We start from the raw sequence: 12,135 nt of genomic DNA on the forward strand, positions 1-12,135 counted from the left end.
AGGGACAGCATAGCTGACGATGTTTTGATGTGTAGTGAACGGGCTTGCCCCGCGCGGGGAAAGCCCGCTACTACAGAACCTGGGGGGCGGTCAATTAGTTGTCGTAACCCAGGTTCGGCGCCAGCCAACGCTCGGTCACGGCCAGGTCCTGGCCTTTACGGGCGGTGTAGCTCGCCACCTGGTCTTTGTCGACTTTGCCCACAGCAAAGTATTGCGCCTGCGGATGGGCGAAGTACCAGCCGCTGACGGCCGCCGCCGGAAACATCGCGTAGTGCTCGGTGAGGAATACGCCACTACGCCCGGCCTGCATTTCGCGGGCCTCCGGATCGAGCAGTTGGAACAGTTGGGCTTTTTCGGTGTGATCCGGGCACGCCGGGTAGCCCGGGGCAGGGCGGATACCGCTGTATTGCTCCTTGATCAGCGCTTCGTTATCCAGTTGCTCGTCCCTGGCGTAACCCCAGTAGTCCTTACGGACTTGCTGGTGCAGCCACTCGGCGCAGGCTTCGGCCAGGCGGTCGGCCAGGGCCTTGACCATGATTGAGTTGTAGTCGTCGCCAGCGTCCTGATAGGCCTTGGCGACTTCTTCGGCACCGATGCCGGCGGTGGTGATGAAACCACCGATGTAGTCGGTTACACCGCTGTCTTTGGGTGCCACGAAGTCGGCCAGGGAGAAATTCGGCTTGCCGTCAGTCTTGATGATCTGCTGGCGCAGGTGGTGCAGCTTCGCGATCGGTTGGCCGTCGTCGCCGTAGACTTCCAGGTCATCGTCCTGCACCTGGTTGGTCGGCCAGAAACCGAATACCGCGCGGGCGCTGATGAGTTTTTCGTCGATCAGCTTGGCGAGCATTTCCTGGGCGTCGGCGTACAGCGCGGTGGCCGCTTCACCCACGACTTCATCGGTAAGGATGCGTGGGAATTTGCCGGCCAGGTCCCAGGAGATAAAGAACGGTGTCCAGTCGATGTACTCGGCCAGCACCTTGAGGTCGATATTGTCCAGCACCTTGGCGCCGGTAAAGGTCGGCACCACCGGCGTGTAGCTGCTCCAGTCGAACTGCGGCTTCTTCGCGATGGCGGCCGGGTAGCTCAGGCGTTCGGTGCGGGCGCTACGGTTGGAGGTCCGTTCGCGCACGTCGATGTATTCCAGGCGGGTTTTCTCGACGAAACCGGCCTTGAGTTCCTTGGACAGCAATTGCGTGGCCACGCCCACGGCGCGCGAGGCGTCGGTCACGTAGATCACCGCATCGTTGCTGTACTTGGGCTCGATTTTTACCGCCGTGTGCGCCTTGGACGTGGTGGCGCCACCGATCATCAAGGGCAGGTGGAAGTCCTGGCGCTGCATCTCACGGGCGACATGCACCATCTCGTCCAGGGACGGGGTGATCAGGCCGGACAGCCCGATGATGTCGCACTTCTGCTCCTTGGCCACCTGCAGGATCTTCTCCGCCGGCACCATCACGCCGAGGTCGACGATGTCATAGCCGTTGCACCCCAGCACCACGCCCACGATGTTCTTGCCGATGTCGTGCACGTCGCCTTTCACAGTGGCCATCAGGATCTTGCCCTTGGCTTCCGGCTTGTCGCCTTTTTCCAGTTCGATGAACGGAATCAAGTGGGCCACGGCCTGCTTCATCACACGGGCGGACTTCACCACCTGGGGCAGGAACATTTTGCCGGCGCCGAACAGGTCGCCAACGATGTTCATGCCGGACATCAACGGGCCTTCGATCACTTCGATCGGGCGCGCGAATGACTGCCGGGATTCCTCGGTGTCGTCGACGATGTGGGTGGTGATGCCCTTGACCAGCGCATGTTCCAGACGTTTGTTGACCGGCCAGCCGCGCCATTCTTCGGTCTCGGCTTCCTTGACGCTGCCGTCGCCTTTGTACTTGTCGGCGATGGCGAGGAGGGCGTCGGTGCCTTCCGGGGTGCGGTTGAGCACCACGTCTTCCACGGCGTCACGCAGCTCGGCCGGGATCTGGTCGTAGATCTCCAACTGGCCGGCGTTGACGATACCCATGGTCAGGCCGTTGCGGATCGCGTACAGCAGGAACACCGAGTGGATTGCCTCACGCACCGGGTTGTTGCCACGAAACGAGAACGACACGTTGGACACGCCGCCGGAGGTCAGCGCATACGGCAGTTCGTCACGGATATAGGCACAGGCGTTGATAAAGTCGACGGCGTAGTTGTTGTGCTCTTCGATACCGGTGGCGACCGCGAAAATGTTCGGGTCGAAGATGATGTCTTCCGGCGGGAAGCCGACTTCATTCACCAGGATGTCGTAGGAGCGTTTGCAGATCTCTTTCTTGCGCGCTTCGGTGTCGGCCTGGCCGGCTTCGTCAAACGCCATCACCACCACGGCGGCGCCATAGCGCTTGCACAGCTTGGCGTGGTGAATGAACTGCTCGACGCCTTCCTTCATGCTGATGGAGTTGACGATGCCCTTGCCCTGGATGCACTTCAGGCCGGCCTCGATCACTTCCCACTTGGAGGAGTCGATCATGATCGGCACGCGGGAGATGTCCGGCTCGCCGGCAATCAGATTGAGGAAGGTCACCATGGCCTTCTTCGAATCGAGCATGCCCTCGTCCATGTTGATATCGATCACCTGGGCGCCGGCTTCCACCTGCTGCAAGGCGACTTCCAGGGCTTCGGTGTAGTTGTCTTCACGGATCAGGCGCGCGAAACGCGCGGAGCCGGTGATGTTGGTGCGCTCGCCGACGTTGACGAACAATGAGCTGCGATCAATCGTGAAGGGCTCCAGGCCCGACAGGCGGCAGGCCTTGGGGATGTCCGGGATCTGGCGCGGCGCATAACCGGCCACAGCCTTGGCGATGGCTTCGATATGACCCGGCGTGGTGCCGCAGCAGCCGCCGACGATGTTCAGGAAGCCGCTCTGGGCAAACTCCTCGATAACCTTGGCGGTTTCCGATGGCAGTTCATCGTACTCGCCGAATTCGTTGGGCAGGCCAGCATTGGGGTGCGCGGACACATGGGTGCTGGCTTTGTTCGACAACTCTTCCAGGTACGGGCGCAGTTCGCTGGCGCCCAGGGCGCAGTTGAGGCCCACGGAAATCGGCTTGGCGTGGCTGACGGAGTTCCAGAACGCTTCAGTGGTCTGGCCCGACAGCGTGCGGCCGGAGGCGTCGGTGATGGTGCCGGAGATCATGATCGGCAGTTCGATATTCAGCTCTTCAAACACACCCTGCACGGCGAAGATCGCCGCCTTGGCGTTGAGGGTGTCGAAGATGGTTTCGATCAGGATCAGGTCAGCGCCGCCTTCGATCAGGCCTTTGGTGGCTTCGGTGTAGTTTTCCACCAGTTCATCAAAGGTCACGTTGCGGTAGCCGGGGTTGTTCACGTCGGGCGACAGCGAGCAGGTACGGCTGGTCGGGCCGAGCACGCCAGCAACGAAACGCGGCTTGGCGGGTGTCTCCAGGGTCTTGGCGTCAGCGACCTTGCGCGCCAGGCGTGCGCCTTCTACGTTGAGCTCGTAGGCCAGTTCTTCCATGCCGTAATCGGCCATGGAAACGCGGGTGGCATTGAAGGTGTTGGTTTCGAGGATGTCGGCACCGGCATCCAGGTAGGCCTTTTCAATACCGCCGATCACGTCCGGACGGGTGAGCACCAGCAAGTCGTTGTTTCCCTTGACGTCACTTGGCCAGTCGGCGAAGCGTTTGCCACGGTAGTCCTGTTCTTCAAGCTTGTAGCTCTGGATCATCGTGCCCATACCGCCGTCGAGGATCAGGATGCGGTCCTTGAGGGCTTGGTGAAGGGCTTGCAGACGAGCGCTACGATCGGACATGGGACTACTCTGGTCAGGCATTTCGGAGGGGGTGAATCATAGCAAACCTGTGCCGATTTGGAGCATGTACGGGTTTTACATGAATATCGTTCATGTTGGCTGGGGGCGTGGCCCGGTAGAATCACCGGCACTTTTCGCCGCACGCATTGAATCGGGACCGGATCCATGTCATTTCGCCTCATCGCCAGCGCCGTCCTGGCACTGGTTACCTGCACTGCTCAGGCCGACGGATCCGCCCCGGCGATTTCGTATACCCGCGACATTCAACCGATCTTCACCGAGAAATGCGTGGCCTGCCATGCCTGCTACGACTCCGCCTGCCAGCTCAACCTGGGCAGTGCCGAAGGCGCGGTGCGCGGTGCGAGCAAAATGCCGGTGTATGATGGCGAGCGCAGCCAGGCGGCGCCGACCACCCGCCTGTTTATAGATGCTTCTGGCAAGGCGGCCTGGCAACAGAAGGGCTTTTACTCGGTGTTGGACGCGCAGGGCAGCCAGGCCGCATTGATGGCGCGCATGCTCGAATTGGGGCACAACGCTGCACTGGCACCCAATGCCAAGTTGCCTGAAGACATCGTCCTGGGCCTGAACCGCGCGAACATGTGCGCAATACCCGGCGAATTCAACGCCTACGCCGGCGCCCACCCCAAGGAAGGCATGCCACTCGCCGTCACCGGCCTGACCGAGCAGCAGTACCAGACGCTGCAACGCTGGCTCGCGTCCGGCGCGCCTATAGATGAACAAAGCCTGGCGCCGAGTGCCAGCGAAGCCGTGCAGGTGCAGCAGTGGGAGAACCTGTTCAACAAGCCAGGCGCCCGCGAAAGCTTGGTGGCACGCTGGTTATTTGAGCATTTGTACCTGGCGCATATTTACTTCGAGAATGGCGAGCCGGGGCATTTCTTCCAGTGGGTGCGGTCGCGCACCCCGAGCGGGCAGCCGATTGATCTGATCACTACCCGTCGCCCTAACGATGACCCTGGTACCCAGGTGTATTACCGCCTGTGGCCAGTGCAGGGCGTGATCGTGCACAAAACCCACATCACTTACCCCTTCAGTGCTGTGAAAATGGCGCGCATCAAGGCGCTGTTCTACGCCGGCGACTGGCAGGTCAGCGCCTTGCCGGGCTACGGCCCAGCCCGTCGCGCCAATCCATTCGAAACCTTCGAGGCCATCCCCGCCAAGGCGCGTTACCAGTTCATGCTGGATAACGCCGAATACTTCGTACGCACTTTCATTCGTGGGCCGGTGTGCCGTGGGCAGATTGCCACGGATGTGATCCGCGATAACTTCTGGACCCTGTTCCAAGACCCGGACCACGACCTCTACATCACCGATGCGCGCTATCGCGGCCAGGCCACGCCATTACTGGCCATGCCGGGACAGAATGACGATGTGGGCAGCGTGCTCAGCCTGTGGCGGGCCTACCGCGATAAACGCAATGAATACGAGGCTCTGCGCCGTGACAGCTATGCTGACCTGCCGCCGCCAAGCTGGTCGAGCCTGTGGGCGGGCAATGACGATGCCTTGCTGAGCATTTTCCGCCACTTCGACAGCGCCTCGGTGACCAAAGGCCTGATCGGCGATGTGCCGCAGACGATGTGGTTGTTCGACTATCCGCTGCTGGAGCGTACGTACTACCAATTGGCGGTGAATTTCGACGTGTTCGGCAATGTCTCGCACCAGGCCCAGACCCGGTTGTACTTCGACCTGATCCGTAACGGCGCCGAGCAGAACTTCCTGCGCCTGATGCCCGCCGATACCCGTGAAGACTTCCTCGACGACTGGTACCAGAACAGCGGCAAGATCAAGCTCTGGCTGGACTATGAGGCCATTGATGATGAAAAACCCACGGGTTTGCACCTGAACCCAAACGACCCGAAGCGCGATTTCGCCAACCAATTGTTGACCCGTTATGCCAGCTTGAACGCCAGCCCGGACCCCTTTAACCGTTGTGTGAGTGCGTATTGCTCGCGCAGCGGTATTGATCCGGTCTTGCAGGATGCGGAGCAGGCGTTGAGCCGCTTGACCTCACGCCCGGCCGCCGGGCTCAAGGTGATCGATCAATTGCCCGAAGCCACGATGTTGCGCATTCAAACTGCCAGCGGCAAGCGCGAGATCTACAGCCTGCTGCGCAACCGCGCCCACAGTAATGTCGCGTTTTTGCTGGGCGAAGCCTATCGCTACCAGCCGCGACTCGACACCTTGACCCTTTACCCCGGCGTACTAAGCAGTTACCCGAACTTCATGTTCAATATACCCGCTCAGGAAGTGCCCGAGTTCGTGGCTGAAATGGAGCGGGCCAAAGATGCCGATCGTTTCGAAAAGATCGTCGACCGCTGGGGCGTGCGGCGCAGTCATCCGTTGTTCTGGCAGTACTTCCACGATCTGTCGCAGTACCTCCACGAAGTCGCGCCCGTGGAAGAGGGGGTATTGGACATGAACCGCTATGAGAACCTATAACGACGCTCATTGATCCAGTCATCTCTCCAGGCGGAAGTTGAAGCAGTCGGATATCCAGTGCGCGGCGCTCGAAAAGGTACTCCGATAATGTTGATTTCAGTGCAGTTTCTCCGCGTCTTGGCTGCATGGCTGGTGGTGGGTCACCATGTCATGCAGCTGTTTTTCAACTTTGAGGTGCACAACGCGCTGGAGTATCTGTTCGTCGAAAAAGGCAGCGCAGGGGTGGATGTGTTCTTTGTCATCAGCGGCCTGGTGATATTCCTTGCGACCGCAGACAAAGCCCTGACACCTCGGCGCTTCATGCTCATGCGCGTGGCACGGATCGCTCCGGCGTACTGGTTCTATACCTTGCTGCTGGCCCTCCTGACCCTGGCTGTGCCGTCGATGTTTCCCGATGTTCAACTCGCGCTGGGCCATGTGCTCCTGTCGATGCTCTTTATCCCTGCCCAGCACCCGGCAGGCTACGGCGTCTATCCGCTGCTGGATGTCGGCTGGACCCTGAACTTCGAAATGCTGTTCTATGGCCTGTTCGCCGTCGCCTTGTGGGTTCGTGGGGACTATCGGTTGTGGGTGGTGGCCGTGCTGTTGTACCTGGTGTGCTACCTCATCGCTCCCGCCCTTGACTTGGCCGACGGTTTTTACAGCAATGATATTGTCCTGGAGTTTCTGATGGGCATGGTTATCGGCATGCTGTATCGCCGCGGCCTGTGTCGGGCCAGGGCGTGGGTGCCGTTGTTGGGGATTGTGGCGGCATCAATGGCGTTTTATCGCGGGGCGGATCTGCCCCGTGCGTTTGAATGGGGCGTGCCCAGCGCGATCCTGGTCATCAGTTGCGTGGCACTGGAGCCTTACTTCCAAGGCTCACGCGTGTTGAAGCTGATGGGGGACTGCTCTTACTCGGTGTATCTGATCCACGTGCTGGTTCTGTGCGCTGGCCTGTGGGTGGTCAAGCGTACGGGAATAGATCCCTATGCGATGCTGCCTGTTTGCATCGTATTAACGGCGCTTTGCGCCTTTGCGAGCTACCAATGGCTGGAAAAGCCGACCTATCGCACGCTTAAGCGTTGGTTTGGCATTGATGATCCCGCAGCTCTTTCCCGACAAAAATACTAGGACTTTGTACCTCTGTAATGATTTGGCGTAAACTGCCGGCAAGCCTGTGAGGAGTTTCCATGACTGCCATAACCATTACCGACGCCGCCCACGATTACCTGGCTGACCTGCTGTCCAAGCAGAACACCCCAGGTATCGGTATTCGCGTCTTTATCACCCAACCCGGCACCCAATACGCCGAGACTTGCATTGCCTACTGCAAGCCAGGGGAAGAGAAGCCTGAAGACACCGCCTTGGGGCTGAAAAGCTTCACCGCGTACATCGACGCCTTCAGCGAAGCCTTCCTCGACGACGCCGTGGTCGACTACGCCACCGATCGCATGGGCGGCCAACTGACCATTAAGGCGCCGAATGCCAAGGTGCCGAACGTCAACGCCGACAGTCCGGTGAACGAGCGCATCAACTACTACCTGCAAACCGAGATCAACCCGGGCCTGGCCAGCCACGGCGGTCAGGTCAGCCTGATCGACGTGGTGGATGACGGCATTGCCGTGCTCAAGTTTGGCGGCGGCTGCCAAGGCTGCGGCCAGGCGGACGTGACCCTGCGCGAAGGCATCGAGCGGACCCTGCTGGAGCGTATTCCAGAACTCAAGGGTGTACGTGACGTGACCGACCACACGCAGAAAGAAAACGCCTACTACTGAGTAAGGTGTTCACTGCGGACAAAAAAACGGCGCCCCGTGAGCGCCGTTTTTTATTGTTTGAATTCAACGGCTTGAGATACTTAGCTAAGAAAGCAGATCAACTGTGGGAGCAAACCCGCTCCCGCGGTTTATCATAATTTATTCAATTAAATCAGTGCTTTGAATCTGTAAGCTAATTCAGATTATTAAGATCGATAAAGGTGCGCATGCCCGGCGCGATACAGCGAAGACTCACTGAAACCCTCACTGCCCAACACCCGACCCACCACAATCAACGCCGTTCGCCGAAATCCCTTCGCCGCCACTTTCCCGGCAATATCGCTCAGCGCCCCCACCACCCAATCCTGATCCGGCCACGTCGCGCGGTGCACCACGGCAATCGGGCAGTCCGCGCCATAGTGCGGCAGCAGTTGAGCGACGATTTTCTCCAAGTGATTGACCCCCAGATGGATCGCCATGGTGGTGCCATGTCGCGCCAGGCTGTCGAAGTCCTCGCCATCCGGCATGCTGGTTTTATCTGCATAACGGGTCAGGATCACACTCTGGGCGATGTCCGGCAGGGTCAGCTCGGTTTCCAATAACGCTGCGCAAGCCGCCACTGCCGTGACGCCGGGAATGATCTGGAATGGGATGCCCAGCTCACGCAAATGACGGATCTGCTCGCCAATCGCCCCGTACAGGCTCGGGTCGCCAGAATGTACGCGTGCCACGTCCTGGCCTTTCGCATGGGCGGTCTTGATCAGGTCGATGATCTGTTCAAGGTGCAATTCGGCACTGTTGACCAGCTGTTCTGCCTGGTGGCCTTCGAGCACTGCCGTCGGCACCAGCGAGCCGGCATAGATGATCACCGGGCAACTGCGGATCAGCCGCTGGCCTTTGACGGTGATCAATTCCGGGTCGCCGGGGCCTGCGCCGATGAAGTAGACGGTCATGGGAATATCCTATGAAAAAACGCACGAGCATGAAGAGCGCTCATGATCGGAACGGGCGATTATCAGGTTTTCAGCCGGCGCAAGCCAATGCGAAGGTGGCCTGGGCGGTTTGCTTGCGGGTAATCAATAGCCGGGCAGGGGCGTTGGCGAGGTGTTCAGCCAGGGCCAGGGCGGCGCTTTCGGCAATGCCGTAGCAGCCCGTATGGGCAAACGCGATCGCGGATTTGTGGCTCAGCTGTTCTGCATAGCCCGCCAACTGATCAGCGTCGAAACACTGGAACGGCACGTTCAACAGATCGGCCAGGGCTCGAAGGCCAGGTTCATCGCGCTTGCGGTCGATACTGGCCAGCGCGGTGATCCGTTGGGGCTCGATACCGCCCTCGGCGAGGGCGCTCTCGAGCAGGGCCAGCAGGGTGTGAACGTCACAACCCCGCTGGCACCCCAGGCCGACCACTAAAATCATGCTGGGTATTGATCATCACGATTGCGGCGGAACAGCCAAGCGCTGATCAGGCCCAGCGCTAGCCAGAAGGCGACATTGGTCAACTGCGAAGCAACCTTGAACTGCGCTTCCAAGGCTTCGGGGGCTAGCATCGAATGCACTTGCGGCTGGGGCGCGCCGATCACGTGTGGCACGACCAGAATCGCTACGCCCAGCGTTTTGAGCAGCCAATTGCGGCCGAACACGATCAGCGCTATGCCCGCAGCGGTTGAGGCGGCGGTGCCTACCCACCAGATCTGCCGTTGTGCGAGATCAGCGGCAGCAGTGCCTGGCAGCTCAGGCGGCAGGCCCATTGTCGGCGCCAACACGAAGGTTGCGTAGCCGGCCAACCCCCAGAGCAGCCCCTGGGCAGTGCGGGTTGGTGCGCGCAGGGTATAGAGACCGGCGAGCATCAGCGCGAAACCGACAGCGACCACCAGATTACCGCCGGTGGTAGACAGCACGCGCTGCCAGCCGTCTTCCGGCTCCCAGGCTTCGAGGTCATGGGTATGCGCGGCAGCACCGGCTGCGTGCTCATGCATCACTTCAGTCGCTGCCGGGGCCTTTTCAAAGGTTTCCGCCTGCAGAATTAACGGAGCGACCCAGAAGCTTTGCAGCAGGGTCAGCAGCAGGGCAGCCAGAAGACCGGTGAAACCGGCAGTTTGCGCAATACGCTTGATCATGTCGGCAGGTCTCAGTGGCACGGGAACGCGGCGCTGTGGCGGGTATCGTGGGCAGCGTTGTGCACCGCCTCGATGTGCGAGAAACCGGCGAAATACACCAGGCACGCGCCCAGGATCGACGCGCCGATTGCGGCGGTCAGGCGTTGGCTCAAGGTAGAGGTGCTGCTGGCGGAGTGCGAAGTGCTGCTGATGATCGACATGGCGCGTCCCTTTCAGGTATCAGGGTGAAACGAGCGCATGAAAACCCCGCGAGCCAGGCTCGCAGGGTTTTGAACAGCGCCCGCCCACCGCGGGTTTGTTATCTGATTTTTCGGGCCGGTCTCCGGGCTTGCGAGGGGCATTGTGCCTAATTAAGCATCGCCTTCCCATGCCTTAGAGGCACAGTGGATCTGACGCTTCACTCGCTTACCGTTGCGGGGGCAGCACCGGACTTGCCATATGTTATGGCTCACCGGTTTCCCGTTTCACCCTGTGAAGGGCACCCGAAACAAGGTGTGTAGGAGAGCATGGGGGTGGGAGGGGAGTCAATTGGGGATGGCATATCCGTTATTTGGGTAATGGCTGCTATTGGTTCCGCCGTAAGGGCGGAACCAATAGCAGCCGTAACCGCAGAAACGGATATGTACACCAACCCAACCCCATCATTGACCATCCCCCAAGCACTGCGTAGCCTTGCACCCTCGAGGTTCTTCGGCCCAGGCCAAAGCTAAGAAGGGAACGCGGTCCAAGCCGCGGCTGCCCCCGCAACTGTGAAGGGTTTATCTGACTGCCACGCCACTGCCGATACGGCGGGAAGGCGCAGCCAGCGCCGGTCGCAAGACCCGCAAGCCCCAAGCCAGGAGACCTGCCTCGCAACCGATTTTCAATTCAACCGGGCGGGGTGATCCGGTGACGAAAACCGCTGCTGCGCGCCGTCGCAGGGCCTATCGTCCCGTATGCCCGCCCCAAAGGGCATCCGATGAAAACACTGGCCAAACTCCCCGTCACCATCGTTACCGGCTTTCTCGGCTCGGGCAAAACCACCTTGCTGCGCCATATGCTCGACAACGCCCAGGGCCGTCGTATTGCCGTGATCGTCAACGAATTCGGCGAGCTGGGCATCGACGGTGAAATCCTCAAGCAGTGCTCCATCGGTTGCACCGAAGAAGAAGCCAACGGCCGTGTTTACGAACTGGCGAACGGCTGCCTGTGCTGCACCGTGCAAGAAGAATTCTTCCCAGTGATGCGCGAACTGGTCGCGCGTCGCGGTGACCTTGACCATATCCTTATCGAAACCTCCGGGCTGGCCCTGCCAAAGCCGTTGGTACAAGCCTTCCAGTGGCCGGAGATTCGCAGCGCCTGCACCGTTGATGCGGTGATTACCGTGGTCGACAGCCCGGCCGTGGCCGCTGGCACGTTCGCGGCATTCCCGGATCAAGTGGATGCCCAGCGCAAACTCGATCCGAACCTGGACCACGAATCGCCACTGCACGAACTGTTCGCTGACCAATTGGCCAGCGCCGACCTCGTTATCCTCAATAAATCCGACCTGATCAGCCCTGAAGACCTGGCCCGCGTGCGCCTTGAAGTCGCCGAAGAGCTGCCGCCAGCGGTGAAGATCATTGAAGCCAGCAGCGGTCGCGTGCCGTTGGACGTGCTGATTGGCCTGGGCGCTGGCTCTGAAGAACACATCGACGGTCGTCACAGCCATCACGATCACCATCACGAGGGCGAGGACGATCATGACCACGATGCCTTCGACTCCATTTCCATCGACCTGCCGCAGGCTGACGAAGCGCTGCTGCTCGATGCGCTGAACCAATTGGTCGTGCAACACGGCATCCTGCGCGTCAAAGGCTTCGCTGCCATCCCGAACAAGCCGATGCGCCTGCTGATCCAGGGCGTGGGCACGCGTTTCGACAAACACTTTGACCGCGCCTGGGGCGCCGACGAAGCCCGCATAACGCGACTGGTGCTGATCGGCCAGGCACTGGACGCAGCGGGCCTTGAAGCGCAACTGCGCGCTGCCCTCAGCGTTTAA

At 60.3% G+C, this 12,135-nt stretch carries 9 protein-coding genes and 2 riboswitches; of the genes, 4 read left to right on the top strand and 5 right to left on the bottom strand.

Annotated features, from left to right (window positions below; genetic code table 11):
* Positions 1 to 94: 94 nt before the first annotated feature.
* A complete protein-coding gene (gene metH, locus AACY08_RS18690) occupies positions 95 to 3,805 on the bottom strand; it encodes a methionine synthase (protein ID WP_339470813.1) in 3,711 nt (1,236 codons plus the stop codon).
* Positions 3,806 to 3,970: 165 nt separating this feature from the next.
* On the opposite strand from metH, the gene AACY08_RS18695 reads away from it, so the two are divergent.
* The 3 genes from AACY08_RS18695 to nfuA all read left to right on the top strand — a co-directional run bounded on the left by AACY08_RS18695 (position 3,971) and on the right by nfuA (position 8,019).
* A complete protein-coding gene (locus AACY08_RS18695) occupies positions 3,971 to 6,262 on the top strand; it encodes a fatty acid cis/trans isomerase (protein WP_339470814.1) in 2,292 nt (763 codons plus the stop codon).
* Positions 6,263 to 6,349: 87 nt separating this feature from the next.
* Positions 6,350 to 7,375 carry an acyltransferase family protein gene (locus tag AACY08_RS18700; protein ID WP_339470815.1) on the top strand — a complete coding sequence of 342 codons (1,026 nt, stop codon included), beginning with the start codon at positions 6,350 to 6,352 and terminating at the stop codon, positions 7,373 to 7,375.
* A gap of 59 nt (positions 7,376 to 7,434) precedes the next feature.
* Positions 7,435 to 8,019, top strand: coding sequence for a Fe-S biogenesis protein NfuA (gene nfuA, locus AACY08_RS18705; protein ID WP_003190728.1), 585 nt, complete (start codon positions 7,435 to 7,437; stop codon positions 8,017 to 8,019).
* Between the two features lie 185 nt (positions 8,020 to 8,204).
* On the opposite strand, the gene cobM is transcribed toward nfuA, so the two are convergent.
* The 4 genes from cobM to AACY08_RS18725 all read right to left on the bottom strand — a co-directional run bounded on the left by cobM (position 8,205) and on the right by AACY08_RS18725 (position 10,315).
* The gene (gene cobM, locus AACY08_RS18710) at positions 8,205 to 8,951 is read right to left on the bottom strand and encodes a precorrin-4 C(11)-methyltransferase (protein ID WP_339418346.1); all 747 of its coding nucleotides are present in this window, start codon (positions 8,949 to 8,951) and stop codon (positions 8,205 to 8,207) included.
* Positions 8,952 to 9,021: 70 nt separating this feature from the next.
* Positions 9,022 to 9,414 (bottom strand): cobalamin biosynthesis protein, encoded by a 393-nt coding sequence (locus AACY08_RS18715; RefSeq protein WP_339418348.1) that lies wholly within the window; start codon positions 9,412 to 9,414, stop codon positions 9,022 to 9,024.
* Positions 9,411 to 10,115 (bottom strand): CbtA family protein, encoded by a 705-nt coding sequence (locus tag AACY08_RS18720; protein WP_339470816.1) that lies wholly within the window; start codon positions 10,113 to 10,115, stop codon positions 9,411 to 9,413. Before AACY08_RS18720 ends, AACY08_RS18715 begins: the two co-directional genes overlap by 4 nt.
* 11 nt (positions 10,116 to 10,126) lie before the next feature.
* Complete coding sequence (locus tag AACY08_RS18725; protein ID WP_012723860.1) at positions 10,127 to 10,315, bottom strand: CbtB domain-containing protein; 189 nt, start codon at positions 10,313 to 10,315, stop codon at positions 10,127 to 10,129.
* A 96-nt stretch (positions 10,316 to 10,411) separates the two neighbouring features.
* Positions 10,412 to 10,616, bottom strand: a riboswitch (cobalamin riboswitch).
* 165 nt (positions 10,617 to 10,781) lie between these two features.
* Positions 10,782 to 10,981, top strand: a riboswitch (cobalamin riboswitch).
* A 92-nt stretch (positions 10,982 to 11,073) separates the two neighbouring features.
* Here AACY08_RS18725 and cobW point away from each other — a divergent pair.
* A complete protein-coding gene (cobW, locus tag AACY08_RS18730; RefSeq protein WP_339470817.1) occupies positions 11,074 to 12,135 on the top strand; it encodes a cobalamin biosynthesis protein CobW in 1,062 nt (353 codons plus the stop codon).

The sequence above is a fragment of the Pseudomonas sp. EL_65y_Pfl1_R83 genome, assembly GCF_963970695.1.
Lineage (GTDB): Bacteria > Pseudomonadota > Gammaproteobacteria > Pseudomonadales > Pseudomonadaceae > Aquipseudomonas > Aquipseudomonas tritici.